Annotated in this window: 17 protein-coding genes; 9 read left to right on the top strand and 8 right to left on the bottom strand. The window is 67.4% G+C overall.

What is annotated here, in order from left to right:
* Positions 1 to 133: 133 nt before the first annotated feature.
* Positions 134 to 1,423 carry an ATP-binding protein gene (locus AC5P6H_RS00350; protein ID WP_495202213.1) on the bottom strand — a complete coding sequence of 430 codons (1,290 nt, stop codon included), beginning with the start codon at positions 1,421 to 1,423 and terminating at the stop codon, positions 134 to 136.
* Entirely contained in the window at positions 1,420 to 2,157 is a 738-nt protein-coding gene (locus AC5P6H_RS00345; protein ID WP_014648178.1) for a winged helix-turn-helix domain-containing protein, read from the bottom strand. Before AC5P6H_RS00345 ends, AC5P6H_RS00350 begins: the two co-directional genes overlap by 4 nt.
* Before the next feature lie 179 nt (positions 2,158 to 2,336).
* On the opposite strand from AC5P6H_RS00345, the gene AC5P6H_RS00340 reads away from it, so the two are divergent.
* On the top strand, positions 2,337 to 3,623 hold the full coding sequence (locus AC5P6H_RS00340; RefSeq protein ID WP_046432171.1) for an O-acetylhomoserine aminocarboxypropyltransferase/cysteine synthase family protein: 1,287 nt from the start codon (positions 2,337 to 2,339) through the stop codon (positions 3,621 to 3,623).
* A 423-nt stretch (positions 3,624 to 4,046) separates the two neighbouring features.
* On the opposite strand, the gene ybaL is transcribed toward AC5P6H_RS00340, so the two are convergent.
* The 4 genes from ybaL to AC5P6H_RS00320 form a co-directional block, all read right to left on the bottom strand.
* Positions 4,047 to 5,744: a YbaL family putative K(+) efflux transporter gene (ybaL, locus tag AC5P6H_RS00335; protein ID WP_041863753.1), complete on the bottom strand. Its 1,698-nt coding sequence runs from the start codon at positions 5,742 to 5,744 to the stop codon at positions 4,047 to 4,049.
* Between the two features lie 193 nt (positions 5,745 to 5,937).
* Positions 5,938 to 6,819, bottom strand: coding sequence for an XVIPCD domain-containing protein (locus AC5P6H_RS00330; protein ID WP_134809207.1), 882 nt, complete (start codon positions 6,817 to 6,819; stop codon positions 5,938 to 5,940).
* Between the two features lie 9 nt (positions 6,820 to 6,828).
* The gene (locus AC5P6H_RS00325) at positions 6,829 to 7,137 is read right to left on the bottom strand and encodes a hypothetical protein (RefSeq protein WP_005418535.1); all 309 of its coding nucleotides are present in this window, start codon (positions 7,135 to 7,137) and stop codon (positions 6,829 to 6,831) included.
* Positions 7,138 to 7,416: 279 nt separating this feature from the next.
* Positions 7,417 to 9,804, bottom strand: a complete 2,388-nt coding sequence (locus tag AC5P6H_RS00320; RefSeq protein ID WP_495202212.1) for a TonB-dependent receptor plug domain-containing protein — start codon at positions 9,802 to 9,804, stop codon at positions 7,417 to 7,419.
* Between the two features lie 334 nt (positions 9,805 to 10,138).
* On the opposite strand from AC5P6H_RS00320, the gene AC5P6H_RS00315 reads away from it, so the two are divergent.
* Positions 10,139 to 12,004 carry an ABC-F family ATP-binding cassette domain-containing protein gene (locus AC5P6H_RS00315; RefSeq protein WP_495202211.1) on the top strand — a complete coding sequence of 622 codons (1,866 nt, stop codon included), beginning with the start codon at positions 10,139 to 10,141 and terminating at the stop codon, positions 12,002 to 12,004.
* Between the two features lie 80 nt (positions 12,005 to 12,084).
* Here the strand turns inward: AC5P6H_RS00315 and ampR are convergent, their stop codons facing one another.
* Positions 12,085 to 12,951, bottom strand: a complete 867-nt coding sequence (gene ampR / locus AC5P6H_RS00310; RefSeq protein WP_049440344.1) for a LysR family transcriptional regulator AmpR — start codon at positions 12,949 to 12,951, stop codon at positions 12,085 to 12,087.
* A gap of 175 nt (positions 12,952 to 13,126) precedes the next feature.
* Here ampR and blaL2 point away from each other — a divergent pair, with 175 nt between their 5' ends.
* The 3 genes from blaL2 to AC5P6H_RS00295 all read left to right on the top strand — a co-directional run bounded on the left by blaL2 (position 13,127) and on the right by AC5P6H_RS00295 (position 16,036).
* Positions 13,127 to 14,041: a L2 family extended-spectrum class A beta-lactamase gene (blaL2, locus tag AC5P6H_RS00305; RefSeq protein WP_495202210.1), complete on the top strand. Its 915-nt coding sequence runs from the start codon at positions 13,127 to 13,129 to the stop codon at positions 14,039 to 14,041.
* An 85-nt stretch (positions 14,042 to 14,126) separates the two neighbouring features.
* Entirely contained in the window at positions 14,127 to 15,341 is a 1,215-nt protein-coding gene (locus AC5P6H_RS00300) for a cation:proton antiporter (protein ID WP_032958940.1), read from the top strand.
* Positions 15,342 to 15,394: 53 nt separating this feature from the next.
* The gene (locus AC5P6H_RS00295) at positions 15,395 to 16,036 is read left to right on the top strand and encodes a hypothetical protein (RefSeq protein ID WP_049406173.1); all 642 of its coding nucleotides are present in this window, start codon (positions 15,395 to 15,397) and stop codon (positions 16,034 to 16,036) included.
* Positions 16,037 to 16,134: 98 nt separating this feature from the next.
* On the opposite strand, the gene AC5P6H_RS00290 is transcribed toward AC5P6H_RS00295, so the two are convergent.
* The gene (locus tag AC5P6H_RS00290; RefSeq protein ID WP_495202209.1) at positions 16,135 to 16,869 is read right to left on the bottom strand and encodes a DUF3011 domain-containing protein; all 735 of its coding nucleotides are present in this window, start codon (positions 16,867 to 16,869) and stop codon (positions 16,135 to 16,137) included.
* Between the two features lie 157 nt (positions 16,870 to 17,026).
* Between AC5P6H_RS00290 and aspS the strand changes: the two genes are divergently transcribed.
* The 4 genes from aspS to AC5P6H_RS00270 all read left to right on the top strand — a co-directional run bounded on the left by aspS (position 17,027) and on the right by AC5P6H_RS00270 (position 20,379).
* Entirely contained in the window at positions 17,027 to 18,778 is a 1,752-nt protein-coding gene (gene aspS, locus AC5P6H_RS00285) for an aspartate--tRNA ligase (RefSeq protein WP_495202208.1), read from the top strand.
* Between the two features lie 16 nt (positions 18,779 to 18,794).
* Positions 18,795 to 19,118 carry a DNA primase gene (locus AC5P6H_RS00280; protein ID WP_495202207.1) on the top strand — a complete coding sequence of 108 codons (324 nt, stop codon included), beginning with the start codon at positions 18,795 to 18,797 and terminating at the stop codon, positions 19,116 to 19,118.
* Positions 19,119 to 19,149: 31 nt separating this feature from the next.
* On the top strand, positions 19,150 to 19,671 hold the full coding sequence (locus AC5P6H_RS00275) for a GNAT family N-acetyltransferase (protein WP_014648167.1): 522 nt from the start codon (positions 19,150 to 19,152) through the stop codon (positions 19,669 to 19,671).
* A gap of 75 nt (positions 19,672 to 19,746) precedes the next feature.
* The gene (locus AC5P6H_RS00270; RefSeq protein ID WP_032958946.1) at positions 19,747 to 20,379 is read left to right on the top strand and encodes an esterase/lipase family protein; all 633 of its coding nucleotides are present in this window, start codon (positions 19,747 to 19,749) and stop codon (positions 20,377 to 20,379) included.
* Positions 20,380 to 20,492: the final 113 nt, after the last annotated feature.

Raw genomic sequence — 20,492 nt, 5'->3', positions numbered from 1 at the left:
CTCGGCAATGGGAGGAAAGCAGCGCGCGCATCCGGCGAGTGCTGCAGGGTTGCCAGCGTGGCGATATGCCGGCGACCGATCCGTCCGCAGTTGTGCGGGAGTTGTAATCAACTGTAATCGCGCCCTTGGGCGTTCAGCTGGCAGCCAGCGGCCAGTGCATTTCCAGGCGCGCGCCGCCCAGCGTGGCGCGACCGATGCGCAGCTCGCCGCCGTGGCGGGCTGCAATGCGGCCGACAATGGCCAGGCCCAGGCCGAAGCCGCCGGTATCGCGGCTGCGGCTGTCGTCCAGGCGGGTGAACGGGCGCATCACCTTCTCCCGATCGGCTTCGGCGATGCCCGGGCCGTCATCGTCCACGCGCAGGCAGGCGCGGCCGCTGATACCGACCAGCGAGACCTCCACCTGCGAACGCGCGTGGCGCAGCGCATTGCCGACCAGGTTGCTCAGCGCCAGCTGCAACAGGCGTGGCTCGGCATCCACTCGCGGCAACGCGCTGGGCTGCACGCGCAGGACAATGCCGGCACGTTCGGCATCGCGGCGGGCATCGGCCAGGCAGGCCTGCAGCCAGTCGTTGGCTTCGATGCGCTGCATCGGTTCGCCCTCGCTGGGATGCTCCAGCCGTTCGTAGGCCAGCAGTTCGCTGACCAGCCGGTTGAGCTCGGCCAGGTCGCCGTGCAGGCCCTGCGCCAGCCGTTCGCGGCGTTCGCGGTCATCGCTGTCCTGCATCAGGTCCAGGCCGAAGGCCACCCGCGCGATGGGCGTGCGCAGTTCGTGCGAAATGGCATGGGTCAGGTCGCGCTGGCGCTGCACCAGTTCGGCAACGCGTGCCGCCATGCGGTTGGAGTGTTCGACGATGACCCGGATCTGCGAGCGGGGCGAAACCTGCGCACGTGCCTGCAGGTCGCCGGAACCGATGCGGTCGGCGTGCCGGCGCAGTGCTTCCAGGTCGCGCCAGAGCAGGCGCACCCAGGCATACAGGCTGGCGCCCACCAGCAGCAGGATGCTGAGGTAGGCGGCGATGGTCATGTACGTCGTCATCTGCACCGCGCCGGGCAGGCGCAGGTGCAGCCAGCGGCCGCCGATGCCGTCGATGGGCAGCAGCACCTGCTGGTACTGATCGCGCACGATGAAGCCATCGGCCTTCACGGCCGCCTGTTCCTGCGCGTCGAGCGTGGGAGGTTTGTCGAGCAGGGTCAGGGCGATGCCGTAGTGTGGCTGCCACTGTTGCAGGCGCTCACGCTGCTGGACGGCGTCCAGGCCGGCCAGGCCACTGCGCAGGGCGTACACCTGCCCGCGCACCTGCTGCACGAACACGCGATCCTGCACGGGCGTGTAGATGCCATCCAGGATGTGGTTGAGAAAGAACACCGACACCAGGAAGCAGGCGCCGGTGATGAACCACAGCCACAGGAACAGCCGCTTCATTCCGACCAGGCCGCAGGATTGAACTGGTAGCCGCGCCCCCACACGGTCTTGATCCGCCGCGGTTCGCGCGCATCGTCGCCGAGCTTGCGGCGCAGCTTGCCGATGCAGACGTCGACGCTGCGGTCCAGACCGTCGAAGCCGATGCCGCGCACCGCCTGCAGGATCTGGTCGCGCGACAGGATCTGCCCCGGCTGGCTGGCCAGCAGCCACAGGATCTCGAATTCCGTGGTGCCCAGCTCGACCGGCTGGCCGTGCAGGTGCACCTCGCGCTGCATGCGATCGATCAGCAGCTCACCATGCATCAGCCGGCTGGGCGTGCCGGTGTTGCTGCTGCCGTGGCGGCGGCGCAGCAGGGCGCGCAGGCGGGCCAGCAGCAGGCGTGGCTCGATCGGCTTGTGCACATAGTCATCGGCACCCGATTCCAGGCCCAGCACCTGCTCGATGTCGTCCTCACAGGCGGTCAACATCAGGATCGGCACATCGGAGAAGCTGCGGATCTGCCGGCACACATCGATGCCCCCCAGGCCGGGCAGCATCAGGTCCAGCACCACCAGTTCCGGTGCATGCTGGCGGCAGGCGGCGCTGGCGAGGTCGCCGCGTGCCACGTGCTGCACGGCGAAGCCATGTTCGTGGAGATAGTCGCTGACCAGTTCGGCCAGGCGACGGTCGTCCTCCACCAGCAGGACCGACGTGGGCGAACTGCTGGCAGGGGGAGTCCAGGGGGATGGCTGCATGCGTGGGGCCTCCGTTCCCAGGCAGGAGCGCCCGGCGGCGCAGCCTAGCAACGCCCCATGACGACTGCCTGAATCGCGGCCAACCTGATAACCGCGGGTACGGACGTCATCGCCAGCGGCTTTCAGCGGGCGGCCCCGGCTGGCCTATGGTGGCGGTTTCCCGGATGGAGCCTGGTGCAATGAGCGACCCGCAGTGGCAACTGGAAACCCTGGCCGTGCACGGCGGTTACCGTCCCGACCCGACCACCCGCGCGGTGGCGGTGCCGATCTACCAGACCGTGGCGTATGCCTTCGATGACACCCAGCACGGCGCCGACCTGTTCGACCTGAAGGTTCCGGGCAACATCTACACGCGCATCATGAACCCCACCACCGACGTGCTGGAGCAGCGCCTGGCCGCGCTGGAAGGCGGCATCGGCGCGCTGGCGCTGGCCTCGGGGCAGGCCGCGATCACCTATGCCATCCAGACCATCGCCGAGGCCGGCGACAACATCGTCGCCTCCAGTGCGCTCTACGGTGGCAGCCTCAACCTGCTGGCGCACACGCTGCCGCAGTACGGCATCCAGGCGCGCTTTGCCGATCCGGCCGACCCGGCCGCGTTCGCCGCGCTGATCGACGACCGCACCAAGGCGGTGTTCGTCGAATCGATCGGCAACCCGCGCGGCAATGTCACCGACATCGCTGCGATCGCCGAGGTCGCGCATGCCGCCGGGGTGCCGCTGATCGTCGACAACACCGTGGCCACGCCGTTCCTGCTGCGCCCGTTCGAGCACGGCGCCGACATCGTGGTGCATTCGCTGACCAAATACCTCGGGGGACACGGCAACAGCCTGGGCGGCGCGATCATCGATTCCGGCCGCTTCGACTGGACCGCACAGCCCCAACGCTTCGCGCGGCTCAACCAGCCCGACCCCAGTTACCACGGCGTGGTCTATACCGAAGCCCTGGGGCCAGCGGCCTACATCGGCCGCGCGCGGGTGGTGCCGCTGCGCAATACGGGCGCTGCGTTGTCGCCGTTCAACGCGTTCCTGATCCTGCAGGGCATCGAGACCCTGGCCCTGCGCATGGAACGCATCAATGCCAATGCGCTGGCCGTTGCGCAGTTCCTGAAGGCGCATGCCAGGGTCGCCTGGGTGCGCTACGCCGGACTGGCCGACGACCCCGAGCATGCCGCCGCGCAGCGCTATCTGGGTGGACACGGCTCGGGCGTACTGACCTTCGGTCTGCCCGGTGGGCGCGAGGCCGGCGCCCGCTTCCTCGATGCGCTGAAGCTGTTCACCCGCCTGGTCAACCTGGGGGATGCGAAGTCACTGGCCACCCATCCGGCTTCGACCACGCATCGCCAGCTGGATGCAGCGGAGCTGGCCAAGGCCGGTGTCAGCGAGGACACCGTGCGGCTGTCGATCGGCATCGAGCACATCGGCGACCTGCGCGCGGACCTGGAACAGGCCCTGGCCGGCGCCTGATAGCTGCGCGCTTGGTCGTCATCGCCACAGGCGATCACCGCCGGCACCGCGATGGGTTACGGTGGAACTGCCTCTCCAAGGCATGGCAACGTGGCGATCCAGATCCCCGGTCGATGCGGGTCGACCGGGGATTTTTTGTTTCCGGGGTCAGATCCGTTTTCCTGTGGAAAACGGATCTGACCCCGCGCGCCGCCGTGTCGACCAAGGTCGACATCCACCAACAGCAGCAGGGAACTGTCGAAGGCGGGGTGGGTCCGGTTGCGGGAGTGTCCGCGGCATGGATGCCGCGGCCAAGCCCCCATGGAAGGGTTTACGGCGTCTCCCGCAATCGGACCCACCCCGCCATCCCACGCTATGCCCGCTTTTGCCGTTGCCGTTGTTTCGGCAGGTGCAGGGCTGCAAGCCCTGCCGCACGCACACCCCTCACACCACCGGAATGCTGTGCTGCCCCAGATTCCGGTACGGCGGCGTGGACATGATCATCTCCGCCAGCGAATACGCCAGCTCGCGCTCGGCCATCACCGTGCCATCGGCGCCGTGCTCCAGCAGATGCTTCACCTCGGCATCGCTGTGCGCGCGCGCCAGCAGGGTCAGGTCCGGATTGATCGCCCGCAGCTTGGCCAGCGCCTCACCGGCTTCCAGCGGCTGCGGAATCGCCAGCACCGCGATCTTGGCGCGCTCCGGATGGGCCTCGGCCAGCACCCGGTCGGCGGCGGCACTGCCGCGGATCGCCGCCAGGCCCTTGGCATGTGCCTGCTCGACGTGTTCCTTGTTGTCATCGATCACCAGCACCGGCACGCCACGGTCGCGCAGCACCTGCGCCAGTTCGCTGCCGACGCGGCCGTAACCGATCACGATGGCGTGGTCATGCAGGTCGCGCGACGGGCCGATCGCTTCGGGCGGCTCGGGTACCTGCGGAGACTGCTCCTGCTTGGCCTGCCAACGGTCCAGCAGGCCGAACACCAGCGGGTTGAGCATGATCGACACCAGCGCGCCGGCCAGCACCAGCGACTGGCCTTCCTTCGGCAGGATCTGCAGCGCCACGCCGAGGCCGGCGATGATGAAGGCGAACTCGCCGATCTGCGCCAGGCTGGCCGAGATGGTCAGCGCGGTGCTGGTCGGGTGGCCGAACGCACGCACGATGAAGAACGCCGCCGCCGACTTGCCGAACATGATGATGGCGACGGTGGCCAGCACCTGCCACGGATGCTGGACGAGGATGTTGGGGTCGAACAGCATGCCGACCGACACAAAGAACAGCACCGCGAACGCATCGCGCAGCGGCAACGAATCATGCGCGGCCTTGTGGCTCAGCTCCGATTCGTTGAGCAGCATGCCGGCGAAGAACGCGCCCAGCGCGAACGAGACGCCGAACAGCATCGCCGAGCCGAACGCCACGCCCAGCGCGATCGCCAGCACCGACAGGGTGAACAGCTCACGCGAACCGGTACCGGCGATGCGCTCGAGGATCCACGGGATGACCCGCCGACCGACCACCAGCATCACCGCCACGAACAGGCCCAGCTGCACGAAGGTCCAGCCGATGTCGGCCAGCACGCTGCCGAGCGAGTGCGATTCCTTGGCCGCGTCAGGACCGAACACACCGGCCATCACCGGCATCATCACCAGCGCCAGCACACAGGCCAGGTCTTCCACGATCAGCCAGCCGACCGCGATCTTGCCACGCATCGTTTCCAGCAGGCGGCGTTCCTCCATCGCCCGCAGCAGCACCACGGTACTGGCGGTGGCCAGCGAGAAACCGAAGATGACGCCATGGATGGCCGGCCAGCCCATCAGCGAGGCCACGCCCCAGCCGAGCAGGGTGGCCACCGCGATCTGGCCGATGGCGCCGGGGATGGCGATCGCCTTGACCGCCATCAGGTCCTTCAGCGAGAAGTGCAGGCCGACGCCGAACATCAGCAGCATCACGCCCAGTTCGGCCAGCTGGTTGGCCAGCGCCTGGTCGGCGACGAAGCCGGGAGTGAACGGGCCTACGCAGATGCCAGCAACCAGGTAACCGACCAGGGGAGACAAGCGGAGCTTGTTGGCCAGCGCGCCGAAGATGAAGGCGAGCCCCAGGCCAACGGCAACGATGTTGATCAGGTCGGTGTCATGGTGCATCGGCACTCGCAGGCAATCGGGGGATGCCCCGATTTTCACCGATGCGGTCACATACGGCAAACCTGGCCAGCGTATCGGATCGTTGCGTGGGCGGCTTGTACGGGCCAGATATCAAGCCTTGTTGAGAGATGGCAGGCCCTGACGGGCCGAATGGTGCCTACCTATGGGGGGCTCCAGGCGTAGCCGTCGATGATCACACCATCTGCCGGCGCTGGGTCTCTTCCAGGGCAGGCTCGGCCTGCTGCGGCGAGGCGGCCAGCTGCTTGTCCAACTGATGAATCTGCCGCAGCGACTCCGCAACGGGTGGCTGAAGGGCCGTTTCAATGTTGATGTGGGCACGCAGATGGCCCGGGTCATCCAAGGCTCCTTGAATGACGAAGATGTTCTCCGGCCTTGGGGGCTGACCAGCCGGCAAGCCCAATACCACATGGTCGATCCGTTCCAGACCTTGTGCCCGGGCAAGTTGGGTGAGGCTGGCCGCCATGCGTTGGCTGGCTTCATCAGATGCGCGACCCAACGATGCGTCCAGCGCGTGGACGCCGGCGAAGGCCTGCTGGTGAAGCGATGCCGAGGCATCGCTCAGCGATGGGATGCTGGTTTCCGGCCGTTCGGCTGCCGGTTGCGGCTGCGAAGGACTGGTGGGCCGCACGCGCTCTGCCTTGCGAATGGACTCGATCAGCTCCCGCGGTGTATCGGTGAACAGCAGTTCGCCTGCATCCAGGGACTGCCCGGTAACCTTGTTCACGGTACTGGTCGCCCACGATGCGCAGGTATTGCCATATGACCAGGTGACATTTTCGCCCAAGGCCTGGTCAAGTCGCTTGATCTGCTCGGGAGTCAATTCGTAATAGCGTGAGGCCGAAGGTGTGGCCCGGGCTTCCATGCCTTCGCGGATGTCCGAACCTGGGCCATTGTCCTCAACGAGTGGATGGTTGTCTGGCCACAGGCCATGGAACGTCGTATGGCCGTTTCGCGTCACCGAGATCCAGGCGTGGCCGTCCACGAACTGATTGAACGACCCCTGTGTATTGGGGTCTACGTGACTATGGATGCCGAGGACGACCTTGTCGCTCATGGGATGCCCTTACGGAAAAATCTGTGTTTCGCCATCGGCGTACAGCATCACCACGCGCGGCGCCATCAAGGGAATTTCCTGACGGGCCGGGCCAGCAGGTCCGGGCTTCACGTCGCGCCGCAGCATGGTTGTGCATTGGCCGGATATGGGGCAGCGATCAACAACGACTTTCATGGTGTCCCCTTCCACGACATAGCTCATCCCTGCCGCGTAATACATGCTTTCCATCGGTTCATTGAACTGGACCTGGAGCTTCGACGCGGAGAGCTGGGTGACGACGACCGGCTCAAGGCTCGATTTGGAATAGCTGGGTTTCACGTGATCTCCTGAACACCCTGACAGGGGGGCCGCCAGCGCAACCCACGCGAGCGCAGCGTACACATGGCGGCGAGTGATGCAGGCTCTCGTCACGGAGCGGCTCCTTCGTTGGTCCGCTGATTATGCACGGGACGACCTATGAGGCGCGTGCAACAGAGCACAGCCTGGAAACCGGGTGCAGGAGCTGGCAACGGTATACGGTCAGGGCCGCACCTGCCCCGAGGCCGCGGGCGGGTGTGTGGAGCAGCGCCGGGCAGGGCCCGGCGCACCCATTACCCCTTACCAGGTGTACTTGATCCGCCCGTACACATACGCGCCGTTGAAGCCGAACGGCGAGTAGTTGCTGTACGGCAGCATGCCGAAGGTGGAGTTCTGCAGGTCTTCGGTGCGGTCCGGGTACTTGTCCAGCAGGTTGTCGGCACCCACGGTCAGGGTCCAGTTGCTGCTGGGCTTGTAGCTGGCCGAGGCATCCACCACCCAGGCGTCGCCGTAGGTCTGGTCACGCAGCGCGGTGGCCGAGTTGCGCACGGTGAATTTGCCGTAGCGGGTGGCGGCCAGGCCCAGCTCCCAGTGGTCCGAACGCCAGGTGCCGCTCAGGATCGCCTTGTCGCGCGGGTAGCTGTCCTCGATGCGACCGATCTCATCACGGCCGATCAGCGACTGGGTCAGGCCCAGCGTGCCGAACACCGGCGGGGTGCCGCCAACGCGGCGCACTTCGGTGTCGTTGTAGCTGTATGCCGCGGTCAGCTCCAGGCTGCTGGCGCTGAACGGTACCGTGTAGCTGGAGACGAAGTCGACACCGCGGGTGCGCGTATCCAGGCCGTTGGTGAAGTAGGAGAACGCGGTCACCTGCGGCAGGCCCAGGGTGCCCAGCAGCGCGCTGGTCGCGGCATTGGTGGTGATGCTCGACGACAGCGCGATGCGGTCATCGATGTCGATCTGGTAGGCATCGACGGTGATGTACAGGCGGTCGACCGGCTGCAGCACCAGGCCCAGGCTGTAGGAGGTGGAGGTCTCGGCCTTCAGCGGCGAGGCGCCCAGCGCCTGCGCGGCCTGGCTGGTGGTCGGGAAGGTGCCGCGCTCGACGAATACGCCATTGAGGAACTGGCTGGTCACCGCCTGGTAGCCCTGCTGCGCCAGCGAGGGCGCGCGGAAACCACTGGAGGCGGTGGCCCGCAGCGCCACCTTGTCGGTGAACGCGTAGCGCGCCGACAGCTTGCCCGAGAAGCGGTCGCCGAAGTCCGAGTAGTCCTCGTAGCGGCCGGTGATGCCGGCCGAGAACTTGTCGGTCAGGTCCGCTTCCAGGCCGGCGTAGACCGCGTAGTTGTGGCGGTCGGCATGCACTTCATTGGTCGGGGTGAAGCCGCCGAAGCCCTGCGCGCCACTGCCCGTGTACGAGTTCAGTTCGCCCGGGTTCTGGTCCCACTTCTCCTTGCGGTACTCACCGCCGAAGGACAGCGTGACCGGGTAGGCCAGGCCCCAGTCCAGCGACTTGGTCAGATCGGCATTGAAGATGTCCTGCTGGTACTTCAGCGTGCCGTCGTAGAACGAGCGCGGGCTGGTCGCACCGAGGCTGTAGTTGATGCTGTTGCGGGTGTGGAAGTCCAGGGTGTTCTCGCCGTGGTTCAGGCTCAGGTCCCAGGTCCAGCCGTTGTCGGTGTTGCCCTTGACCCCGGCCACCAGCGAGCGGTCCTTGGAATACTGGTTGATCTCCGGCACGTAGCCGTCCGGGTAGGTCTGCGCCAGCAGCGCGCTCTGCCCGCTGTGGTTGCGCGAACGGTAGAACGCGAACGAAGTGATGTCGCGGTTGCTGAGCAGCGCGCTGGCGTAGCCGGTCACGTGGTCGCTGAAGTCGAAGCTGGCGTTGGCCGAGGCCGCGGTGGCATCCACGCGCGGGTCGCCGACGATGAAGGTCTTCTGGCCGATGCTGGGGAAGTTGCCGGTGTTCGGCGTGGTGCCGCGGTACGGGCCGGCGCGGTTGCTCTCGTCCTGCTGGCTGATCTGGCCGGCCACATGCACGCGGCCACGGCCGTTGTCGAACTCGACGCCGGTGTCGCCGGACAGCTGGTACTTGTTGCCGTCGCCGGCCGAGTACTGGCCGTAGTCCACTGCCAGGCTGCCGCCACGGCCGCTGCCCTTGAGCACGATGTTGATGACGCCGGCGATGGCGTCCGAGCCGTACTGCGCCGAGGCACCGTCGCGCAGCACTTCCACGCGCTCGATCGCGGCGATCGGGATCGCGTTGATGTCCACCGCCGACGAGCCACGGCCGATGCTGCCGTTGACGTTGATCAGCGCCGAGGTGTGGCGGCGCTTGCCGTTGACCAGCACCAGCACCTGGTCCGGCGACAGGCCGCGCAGCTGCGCCGGGCGCACGCCGCTGGTGCCGTCGGTCAGCGCCGGGCGCGGGAAGTTCAGCGAGGGCAGGGCGCGCGACAGTGCGGTGGCCAGTTCACTGGTACCGGTGGACTGCAGCACTTCGGGGGTGATGATGTCGATCGGCGACTGCGATTCGGCGACCGTGCGGTCGGCCACGCGGGTGCCGGTGACGATCACCGTGTCCAGGGTGTTGGGGGCGGTGCCGGCCTGCTGTGCAGCGGCGACGAACGGAGAGCCACCGAGTGCGACAGCGACGGCGGCGGCGATCAGGCGGGTCTTGCGGGTCATCGGGATGGGCTCCGGTTGGCGGGGGCGGCACCGGAATCGACATCACGAGCGTGAGGCGGACGGCGGTTGTTGCGGTGCGCAATACAGCAATTAACGGGATATTCAGTGCCTGTCAAATGCCAGGCGTCAGAAAAAACGTTGCAGCAGCAACCATTTAGCCCGGATCAGCGCTGGCAGGAAGGGACCTCGGGACGCGCGCGGCGGGGACGTGGGAGAGAGGAACGTCGGCCACTGCGCATCCCGGGACGCGTCAAGTATTCGTTAACGCTAGAATTGCGTCGCAGGAACAGTGCTCACCAGCACATTCCATCCGGTTATATGGACCCCTCCCCCGATGATCTCCCTTCGTAATTTCGCCTTGCGCCGCGGCGAGCGGCTGCTGTTGTCCAATGTCGACCTGACCCTGCACGCCGGTTACCGGGTAGGTGTGGTCGGCCGCAACGGTGCTGGCAAGTCCAGCCTGTTCGCGGCGGTGAAGGGCGAGCTGGAGGCCGACAAGGGTGACGTCGACCTGCCCGGCAAGGTGCGCATCGCCAGCGTGGCCCAGGAAACCCCGTCGCTGCCGGATCCGGCGCTGAGCTTCGTGCTGGGCGGCGATACCGAGGTGGCCGCGGTGCTGGCCGAAGAGGCCGAGGCGACCGCGCGCGAAGACTGGGAGGCGGTGGCCAACGCGCACACCAAGATGGCCGAGATGGGGGCCTACGACGCCGAAGCGCGTGCCGGCAAGCTGCTGCACGGCCTCGGCTTCCCTGCCGAGACGCACCACCGTGCGGTGTCCTCGTTCTCCGGCGGCTGGCGCGTGCGCCTGAATCTGGCCCGCGCGCTGATGATGCCCAGCGACCTGCTGCTGCTCGACGAACCGACCAACCACCTGGATCTGGACGCGGTGTACTGGCTGGAACAGTGGCTGCTGAAGTACCCCGGCACCCTGCTGCTGATCTCGCATGACCGCGAGTTCCTCGACAACGTGGCCACCCACACCCTGCACCTGCATGGCGGCGGCGCCAAGCTCTACCCGGGCGGCTACACCGATTTCGAGCGCCAGCGCGCCGAACAGCTGCGCCAGCAGCAGATCGCGCACGAGAAGGAACAGGCCGAGCGCGCCCACCTGCAGAGCTTCATCGACCGCTTCAAGGCGCAGGCCAGCAAGGCTGCGCAGGCGCAGAGCCGCATGAAGCGCCTGGCCAAGCTGGCCGGCACCGAAGCGGTGCGCGCCGAGCGCGAGTTCCGCATCGAGTTCGCGCCGCCGGCTAAGCTGCCGTTCTCGCTGATCCGCCTGAACCACGTCGAGGCCGGTTACGGCAAGGACGCGGTGATCCTGCACAACGTCGGCTTCGGCCTGGAAGCGGGACAGCGCATCGGCCTGCTCGGCCCGAACGGTGCGGGCAAGACCACCCTGGTGAAGACCCTGGTGGGCGAACTTGCACCGATCGTCGGCGAGCGCATGGCGCACCCGGACCTGAAGATCGGCTACTTCGCCCAGCACACCGTGGAATCGCTGCACGAAGGCCAATCGCCGATGGAGCACTTCCGCGAGATCGCCCCGGACGCACCGAACCAGTCCTTCCGCGATTTTCTCGGCAAGTGGAACTTCCCGGGCGATCGTGCATTCGAGCCGGTTGATGGCTTCTCCGGTGGCGAGCGCGCGCGCCTGGCGCTGGCGCTGATCGCCTGGCAGCAGCCGAACGTGCTGCTGCTGGACGAACCGACCAACCACCTTGACCTGGAAATGCGCGAAGCACTGGCCGAAGCGCTGGCCACCTTCGAAGGCGCGATCGTGGTGGTCTCGCATGACCGCCACCTCATCGGCCTGGTCTGCGATACCTATTGGCGCGTGGCCGATGGTGTGGTCGAACCGTTCGATGGCGACCTGGACGCGTACGCCGCGTGGCTGCGCACCCGCCCGCAGGCGCAGGGCACCAAGGCGCGCATGGAGCAGGTGGAAGAGCCGGTGGTGGTCAAGACCGCACCGGTGGCGCAGGTGGTGCAGAAGAAGCCGGTGAACCCACACAAGCTGGCGGCTGCCGAGGCCAAGGTGGCCGAACTGGAGAGCGCGCTGGCCGAGCTCGACCGCCAGCTGGCCGATCCGGCCAACTACGCCGATGCGACCCGCATGGCGGTGATCGGACGTGACCGCGAAACCACCGCCGCGCAGCTGGAGAAGGCCGAAGCGGCGTGGATGGAGCTGCTGGAGTCCTGATCACGCAAAAAAAAAAGGGGACGGAGGGGATTAAGTCGTTTGTGCCACAAACGACTTAATCCCCTCCGTCCCCTTTTTTGTTACGTGCCCTGCGCCTGCAGCCATTCGCGGAAGCGCTTGGCTGGTTCGCGCTCGGCGCGCGAGCGCAGCCGCGTCAGCCAGTAGCGGCCCAGCTCCAAGGTGGTGCCGAAGGGCTGCAGCAGGCGGCCTTCGGCCAGTTCCTGCTCGAACATGCACAAGGGCAGCAAGGCCACGCCGGCGCCCCCGGCGGCGGCCATCGCCACCGTCAGTGAGGAATCGAACACCGGCCCGCGGGCTTCCACGCCGCTCACCCCGGCCGCCTGCAACCAGCGCGGCCATTCGTCGCTGCGGTAGGAACGCAACAACGGCAGTGTGGCGAGGTCGCGCGGTTGCTTCAGCCGCCGCGCCAATGCGGGGGCGCACAGCGGTGCGAAGGGCGCATCGAGGATTGCCGTGCAGGCCTGGCCCTGCCAGTCGCCATCGCCGAAGCGGATCGCCAGGTCCAGCCCTTCGCCGGCCAGGTCGATACGGTTGTTGTGGGTCTGCAGGCGCAGCTCGATGTCCGGGTGCGCGGCTTCGAACGCCGCCAGCCGTGGCAGCAGCCAGCCGGTGGCGAAGGTACCGACCACGCCCAGCGTCAGCACCTCGCGTGCCGGGCCACCGGTATAGCGCGCGATGCTGGCGGAAATGCGCTCGAACGCTTCGTTGAGCACCGGGTACAGCGCTGCCCCTTCATCGGTGAGCGCCACGCCGCGTGGCAGGCGATGGAACAGGCGGATGCCAAGCCGGTCCTCCAGCCCACGGATCTGATGGCTCAGCGCGGCCTGGCTGACACACAGCTCGAGCGCGGCACGGGTGAAGTTCTGGTGGCGGGCGGCGGCTTCAAAAGCGCGCAGCGCGTTCAGCGGCAGGGTAGGGTGCAACATCGAAAAGCCGTGAGCCAGGATGATGGCTGATCGTACTCGTTCAATGAGGAATTTCGTAAATCTCAATGAGTTGATCGCGACAGGCATGAATTCCACTTATGGCTTGCCTTGATTTTTCGCGCTGGTCGGCTGCAGGGGAGGCGCCAATAATCGAGCGGTCACCAGGAGAACCCCTATGCTCGCCCGTCGCCGATTCCTGCAGTTCAGTGGTGCTGCCGTTGCGTCCTCGCTGCTTGCCCCGGCGCTGGCGCAACCGGTTTCCGCCTCGTCTGGCATACCCGCCGCGAACGCCGCCATTGCCGGCGCCGCCGATTTCGCCGCGCTGGAGAAAGCCAGCGGTGGCCGCCTGGGTGTCACCGTGCTGAACACCGGCAACGGCCGTGGCATCGGCGGGCATCGGCAGGATGAGCGCTTCCCGATGTGCAGCACGTTCAAGTCGATGCTGGTCGCCCATGTGCTGAGCCTTGCCGATGCAGGCCGCGTTTCGCTCGACACCCGTGTGCCCATCGCCGGGAAGGATCTGCTGTCCTACGCTCCGGTGGCGCGCCGCCACGTGGGCAAGGATCTGACCGTGCGCGACCTGTGCCGGGGCACGCTGACCACCAGCGACAACACCGCGGCCAACCTGCTGCTGGAGGTGGTGGGCGGGCCGTCGGCGCTGACGGCATTCCTGCGCGGGAAGGGCGACAGCATTACCCGCAATGACCGCAACGAGCCGGACGTGAATCTGTTCGCGAAGGGAGACCCGCGCGATACCACCAGCCCGGCCGCGATGGCCACCAGCCTGGCCCGCTTCGCGGTGGGCAATGGCCTGCAGCCTGCATCGCGCCGGCAGTTCGCCGATTGGCTCATCGACAACCAGACCGGCGATGCCTGCCTGCGCGCCGGGCTGGGCAAGCGCTGGCGGGTGGGGGACAAGACCGGCAGCAACGGTGATGACACGCGCAACGACATCGCCGTGCTGTGGCCGCATGCGGGCGGCACCGCGTGGGTGCTCACCGCCTATCTGCAGGGCGCATCGGTCGATGACGACCAGCGCGCAGCAGTGCTTGCACGGGTGGGGGCGCTGGCCGATGCGATGATCGGATGAGGTAACCGGGGTCATTGGGAAATGGCTTGCCGGATCGGTCGGGCACGCGCATCCTGCGCGCGTTCGAACCCCACGGAAGACCCCGATGAGCCATGAGTTGATCTACCTGCTGCTGATCTTCGCGCTGCTGGTGATCCCGCGCGCACTGCAGCGATTCAGCCTGCCGGCGCCGTTGACCTGCCTGCTGTTCGGCATCATCGGCATGCTCTGGCTGGGCGACCAGGCACACGACGCGGTGATCGGCCTGCTGGCCACGCTGGGCATTTCCTCGCTGTTCCTGTTCGCGGGCCTGGAAGTGGATCTGCAGGCGCTGCGGCGTGGCATGTGGCCGCTGCTGGCGCACTTGGTGATCCGTACCGGCACGCTGTTCGGCGTGGGCTGGCTGGCCTGGCGCTATGCGGGGCTGCCATGGCAGGCCGCTGGGCTGCTGGCGCTGGCGCTGCTGACGCCCTCCACCGGCTTCATCATGGATTCGCTGTCGCGGCTGGGCCTGAGCGAGGACGAGCGGTTCTGGGTCACCAGCAAGGCCATCGCCGGCGAACTGCTGGCGCTGGCGGCGTTGTTCATCGTGCTGCAGGCCGGCGACCCGGGCCACATGGCGCTGTCCAGCCTGGCCCTGCTGGCGATGATGATCGGCCTGCCGCTGCTGTTCATCGCGCTGGGCCGCTGGGTGGCGCCGCACGCGCCGGGCTCGGAGTTCTCGCTGCTGGTGATGGTCGGCATGGTGGCGGCGTACATCACCTATCTGCTGGGCGTGTATTACCTTGTGGGCGCGTTCATCGCCGGCCTGGTCGCGCGCCTGCTGCACCAGCGCATGCCGCTGCTGGCCTCGCACGAGAACCTGCACGCGCTGCGCCTGTTCGCCTCGTTCTTCGTGCCATTCTATTTCTTCAATGCCGGCACCAAGGTGCCCAGCGAAGCCCTCAGTTTCGAGGCGCTGGGGCTGGGCATCGTGATCACCCTGGTGGTGCTGCCGCTGCGCATCGGCGTGGTCTGGCTGCAGCGCCGGGTGATGTTCGGCGAGAGCTTCCGCAGCAGCCTGCGCGTCTCGCTGGCGCTGGCCCCGACCCTGATCTTCACCCTGGTGCTGGCGGCGATCATGCGCGAGCGTTTCCAGATTCCGGCGGTGCTGTTCGGCGCGCTGCTGCTGTACGCCGCACTGACCACACTGTTGCCGTCGCTGGTGTTCCGCACACCCTTCGACGTCGATCCGGTGGAGCAGGAGCCGGCGGGCGAGGGCGAGTCCGCGCCGGTAGCGGCCACCGAGACGCGGCCGGAACCTCACATCGCCGAACGCTGACCGGTTGCCGCGCGCGGTTTGCGCCCGTCGGCCATGGCCGTTAGGGTTGGGGCATGAAACTGCCTGCCGTTGTCACCGCTTCCGCCCTCCTGCTCAGCCTCGCTGCCTGCTCGCAGCGTTCCGATACGGTCGCGCATGATCTGGCGACCGCACCGGCCGATGCCTTCATGGCTGCCATCGCCGCGCATTGCGGCCAGGCCTATGAGGGCCGGGTGGTGGAGGACACGCCGGCACCGACCGGCAAGGACCCGTTCGCCGGCCAGCGCCTGGTCATGCATGTGCGCGGCTGTGCCGACCCCGCCCATGAACTTCGGATTCCCTTCCATGTGGGGGATGACCATTCGCGCACCTGGGTGCTGACCCGCACCGGAAACGGCCTGCGCCTGAAACACGATCATCGCCACGAAGACGGTAGCCCCGACGCGATCACCCTCTATGGCGGCGACAGCACGCCACCGGGCACCGCCGAGCGCCAGCGGTTCCCAGCCGACTCCGATTCGGTGGCGATGTTCCGTCGTGCCGACATGCTGGCCTCCACGCACAACACCTGGGCGATGGAGATCGACCCCGACCAGACTTTCGTCTACGAACTGACGCGCCCGGAAGGCCGCCGTTTCCGCGTGAAGTTCGACCTGAGCAAGCCGGTCGAGCTGCCGCCCGCACCGTGGGGCGACGAGAAGGCGCCGGCACCCTGATCTTCGGTCGGATCCCTCCTGCGGAGGGTCCGACCCGGTCACTGCATGAACCCACGGGTCAGAGCCCTGGCCGTCGGCCAGGGATCCGACCCCGGGGCTCAGCGCGCGCTGAAGCGTGCGCGGCAGCCGTCGCTCACCCACACCTGGCCGCGTGCATAGCCCCAGCTGCGGCCTTCCTGGCAGGCACTGCCGGACAGCTGCTGCTGCAGCACCGGCCGGCCCTGGCGCTCATCCCAGTCGCAGTTCTGCGTGCGGTTGTTGTTGCTGCTGCAGGTGATCGAATAATTGCTGTTGCCGCCGCCCCAGCCACCGCCGCCGCCCCAGCCGCGGGCCTCGGCGAACTCGGCGCGGCAGCCGTTGCTGACCCAGACCGCGCCGTTGCGCACGCCCCAGGTGCGTCCTTCGTCGCAGGGGCTGCCGGACAGCTGGCGGACCAGGCGGGCGTTGCGCCAGCCGACCGGGCAGCTGCGCTCACGGTTGCTCTGGCTCTCGCAGCGGATGGTTTCGCCGGGACGGCCGTTGTTGCCGCCCCAGCCACCGCCATTGCCACCGCCCCAGCCGCCGCGGGCTTCAACGAACTCGGCGCGGCAGCCATTGCTGACCCAGATGCTGCCATTGCGGCTGCCCCAGGTGCGGCCCTCGTCGCAGGCGCTGCCGGACAGCTGGCGGACCAGCTGCGCATTGCGCCAGCCGGTGCTGCAGACACGTTCACGGTTGTTCTGGCTTTCGCAGCGGATCACCCCGTCCTGCGCAGCGGCCGGAGCAGAGGGCAGGGCGAGCACGGCCAGAGTGCTCAGGGTCACGGCCAGGCTGGCCAGGGACAACGATTTCATGGCGGCATCCCATACGGTGGCAGGTGCCCGACTATAGGGACCGGGGCGATCAAGTCGGCGTGACTGCCCGGATTTGCCCCGGCCGGGGCCTCGGCCGCAGAATACGAGGCTTTCCGGCCCCCATCCGGTGCCGGCGTTCTCCAGCGGAGCTTCCCCCATGCGTACCCACTTCTGCGGCCTGGTCGACGAGACCCTGATTGGCCAGACTGTCACCCTCGCCGGCTGGACCGACGTGGCCCGTAACCAGGGCGGCGTCTGCTTCATCGATCTCCGCGATCATGAAGGCATCGTGCAGGTGACCGTGGAGGTCGACAACGCCGACGTGTTCGCCGTGGCCGCGTCGCTGGGCTATGAGGACGTGCTGCAGGTGGAGGGCGTCGTGCGCGCCCGCCACGCGGTGAACGACAAGATGCGCACCGGCAAGGTGGAAGTGATCGCCACCGCCATCACCGTGCTGAACAAGGCCGCCCCGCTGCCGTTCCACGCCCACGAGAACCCGGGCGAGGAAACCCGCCTGAAGTACCGCTACCTGGACCTGCGCCGCCCCGAAATGCAGCGCATGCAGCGCACCCGCATCAAGCTGGTGCAGGCGCTGCGCCGCCACCTGGACGAAAAGGGCTTCCAGGACATCGAGACCCCGATCCTGACCAAGGCCACTCCGGAAGGCGCGCGCGACTTCCTGGTGCCGGCGCGCATGCATCCGGGCGAGTTCTACGCCCTGCCGCAGAGCCCGCAGCTGTTCAAGCAGATCCTGATGGTGGCCGGGTTCGACCGCTACTACCAGATCGCGCGCTGCTTCCGCGACGAGGCCCTGCGTGCCGACCGCCAGCTGGAATTCACCCAGCTGGACATGGAGTTCGCCTTCGTCCGCGAACGCGATGTGCAGGACTTCGTCGAGGACATGATCCGCGCCATCTTCAAGGAAGTGGTCGATGTCGAGCTGGATGCCAGCTTCCCGCGCATGACCTGGGCCGAGGCGATGCGTCGCTATGGTTCGGACAAGCCGGATCTGCGCATCGCGCTGGAACTGGTCGACGTGGCTGAACTGGTCAGGGACAGCGAGTTCCCCGTGTTCACCGGCCCGGCCAACGATGCCGAAGGCCGCGTCGCCGCGCTGCGCATCCCGGGCGGCGCGTCGCTGAGCCGCAAGCAGATCGACGAGTACGCCGCGCATGCCGCCAAGTACGGCGCCAAGGGCCTGGCCTACATCAAGATCGCCGACAACGGCGAAGTCAGCTCGCCGATCCAGAAGTTCTTCAGCGAAGAGCGCTTCGCGGCGCTGGTGGCCCATGTCGGTGCCGGCAACGGCGATATCGTGTTCTTCGGTGCCGGTGGCTACAACAAGGTCTCCGACTTCATGGGCGCGCTGCGCCTGAAGGCCGGCAAGGACTTTGGCCTGGTCGCCGACGGCTGGGCACCGCTGTGGGTCACCGACTTCCCGATGTTCGAGTGGGACGAGGAAGAACAGCGCTACGTCGCCCTGCATCACCCCTTCACCGCACCGGCCGTGGACGACATCGCCGACCTGCGCGCCAATGCCCGTACCGCCGTCTCGCGCGGTTACGACATGGTGCTCAACGGCAATGAAATCGGCGGCGGTTCGATCCGTATCCACCGTCCGGACATGCAGAGCGCGGTGTTCGAGCTGCTGGGCATCGGCGCCGAAGAGGCCCGCGCCAAGTTCGGCTTCCTGCTCGACGCGCTGAACTACGGCGCGCCGCCGCACGGTGGAATCGCCTTCGGCATCGACCGCATCGCCGCGCTGATGGCCGGAACCGAGTCGATCCGCGACGTCATCCCGTTCCCGAAGACCACCGGTGCACAGGATCTGATGACCGACGCGCCGTCGCCGATCGTCGACGCGCAGCTGGCCGAAGTGCACATCCAGGTTCGCCCCAAGACCAACTGATCAGGAGATCCAGGCAATGACCGAGTTTGCGTTTTCGCTGGAGTGGGAAAAGCTGGGCAATGAAGGCTCCGAGGCCACCCTGGTCACCGAGCGTGCACGCGTGTTCGGGGGGTGGCTGGTCCGCGTCGGCACCAATCCGGCCGCGATGGCCCTGACCTTCGTCGCCGACGGCGAAGGCCGTTGGGACGGTGAAGACTTCGGCGTCGAGGACTACGAGGACGACGAAGAGGAAGAAGAGTACGACGAGGACGAGGAAGGCGAGGAAGAAGAGGACGAGGACGAAGAGGAATACGAGGAAGAGGACGAGGAAGGAGAAGCGGAATCGCCTGGAAAGGCTTGACCCGCGCTTCGCCCTGACGTCAACTTCCTGCATGTATTCGATCCGCCGCGCCACTGTGGACGACGCGCCGACCCTGTCGGCGCTGGCCGCACGCACGTTCACTGAAACCTTCGGCCATCTGTACCCGCCGCAGGACCTGCAGGCCTTCCTCGAGGAGGCCTACACGGTCGAGCGCCAGCGCGTGATCCTGTCCCACCCCGATTACGCGGTGTGGCTGCTGGAACTGGATGGGGAGGCGGTCGGCCATGCCGCCGCCGGCCCCTGTGGCCTGCCGCATCCGGATGTGAAACCTGGTGACGGCGAACTCAAGCGCCTGTACCTGGTCAAGACGCAGCAGAGCTGCGGCTGGGGCAGCCGCCTGCTGGAAACCGCGCTGGCCTGGCTGGAACACGAAGGCCCGCGCACGTTGTGGCTGGGCGTGTGGTCGGAGAACTTCGGCGCGCAGCGCTTCTACGCCCGCTACGGCTTCGAGAAGGCCGGCGAGTACCTGTTCCCTGTCGGCGACACCCAGGACCTCGAATTCATCCTGCGCCGCGCGCCGCGCGCGGCCTGACGTTCACCGCCGCTTGCCGCGCGCGCGTGTTCAATCACCTCACGTTCCTGCCCCGCTGACCGCCAGGCTGTTTGCATGACTCCCCCCGTATTGCTGCTGCATGGCATCTGGAATGCCCGTGCCTGGGTCGGGCCACTGGCCTGGCGCCTGCGCGCGCGTGGTTTCCAGGTACACGCGTTCGGCTATCCCTCGGTGTTCGGTGGCCCCGATGTGGCAGTGCCGCAGTTGCTGGAACGTCTGGCCGACGCCGGGCCGTTGTCGCTGGTCGGTCACAGCCTGGGCGGACTGCTGGCACTGGAGGCGCTGCGCCGCGATCCGCAGCTGCCAGTGCAGCGCGTGGTCTGCCTGGGCTCGCCGCTGCGCGGCAGTGGTACCGCGCGCTCATTGTCCGATCATGGCTGGGGCCTGGCGCTGGGGCGCAGCAGCGAGCTGCTGCTGGACGGCCTGCCGGACTGGCAGGGCAAGGCCGAGGTTGGCCTGATCGCCGGTTCGGTACCGCACGGGCTGGGCAGCCTGCTGGGCGCGATCGACGATGCGTCCGACGGCACCGTGGCACTGGCCGAGACCCGCCTGCCGGGCCTGGCCGACCATTGCGTGGTGCGTACCAGCCACAGCGGCCTGGTGGTGTCGCCCGACGCCGCGCGGCAGACCGCGCATTTCCTGCGCCACGGCCACTTCGACCACAGCCGCGACGCGGCGGCGGCATAGGGGCAGGGGAGGCGGGGCCGCCTTGTAGCGCCGAGCCCATGCTCGGCTGCATTCCGTCGGGCCCATTGAGCCGAGCATTGGCCCGGCGCTACAACAATACGGGCCTAGACACG

The organism is Stenotrophomonas sp. YJH_SMC_110, from assembly GCF_059369255.1.
Note: the sequence above shows the minus strand (reverse complement) of the source record. Positions and strands in the feature narration are given on the sequence as shown.

Excerpts from the sequence above, each read along its gene's own strand:
- AC5P6H_RS00350 (WP_495202213.1), bottom strand. The coding sequence starts at position 1,423 with ATGAAGCGGCTGTTCCTGTGGCTGTGGTTCATCACCGGCGCCTGCTTC.
- aspS (WP_495202208.1), top strand. The coding sequence starts at position 17,027 with ATGCGTACCCACTTCTGCGGCCTGGTCGACGAGACCCTGATTGGCCAG.
- blaL2 (WP_495202210.1), top strand. The coding sequence starts at position 13,127 with ATGCTCGCCCGTCGCCGATTCCTGCAGTTCAGTGGTGCTGCCGTTGCG.
- AC5P6H_RS00315 (WP_495202211.1), top strand. The coding sequence starts at position 10,139 with ATGATCTCCCTTCGTAATTTCGCCTTGCGCCGCGGCGAGCGGCTGCTG.
- AC5P6H_RS00275 (WP_014648167.1), top strand. The coding sequence starts at position 19,150 with ATGTATTCGATCCGCCGCGCCACTGTGGACGACGCGCCGACCCTGTCG.
- AC5P6H_RS00330 (WP_134809207.1), bottom strand. The coding sequence starts at position 6,819 with ATGAGCGACAAGGTCGTCCTCGGCATCCATAGTCACGTAGACCCCAAT.
- AC5P6H_RS00300 (WP_032958940.1), top strand. The coding sequence starts at position 14,127 with ATGAGCCATGAGTTGATCTACCTGCTGCTGATCTTCGCGCTGCTGGTG.
- AC5P6H_RS00320 (WP_495202212.1), bottom strand. The coding sequence starts at position 9,804 with ATGACCCGCAAGACCCGCCTGATCGCCGCCGCCGTCGCTGTCGCACTC.
- AC5P6H_RS00270 (WP_032958946.1), top strand. The coding sequence starts at position 19,747 with ATGACTCCCCCCGTATTGCTGCTGCATGGCATCTGGAATGCCCGTGCC.
- ampR (WP_049440344.1), bottom strand. The coding sequence starts at position 12,951 with ATGTTGCACCCTACCCTGCCGCTGAACGCGCTGCGCGCTTTTGAAGCC.
- AC5P6H_RS00295 (WP_049406173.1), top strand. The coding sequence starts at position 15,395 with ATGAAACTGCCTGCCGTTGTCACCGCTTCCGCCCTCCTGCTCAGCCTC.
- ybaL (WP_041863753.1), bottom strand. The coding sequence starts at position 5,744 with ATGCACCATGACACCGACCTGATCAACATCGTTGCCGTTGGCCTGGGG.
- AC5P6H_RS00290 (WP_495202209.1), bottom strand. The coding sequence starts at position 16,869 with ATGAAATCGTTGTCCCTGGCCAGCCTGGCCGTGACCCTGAGCACTCTG.
- AC5P6H_RS00280 (WP_495202207.1), top strand. The coding sequence starts at position 18,795 with ATGACCGAGTTTGCGTTTTCGCTGGAGTGGGAAAAGCTGGGCAATGAA.
- AC5P6H_RS00345 (WP_014648178.1), bottom strand. The coding sequence starts at position 2,157 with ATGCAGCCATCCCCCTGGACTCCCCCTGCCAGCAGTTCGCCCACGTCG.
- AC5P6H_RS00340 (WP_046432171.1), top strand. The coding sequence starts at position 2,337 with ATGAGCGACCCGCAGTGGCAACTGGAAACCCTGGCCGTGCACGGCGGT.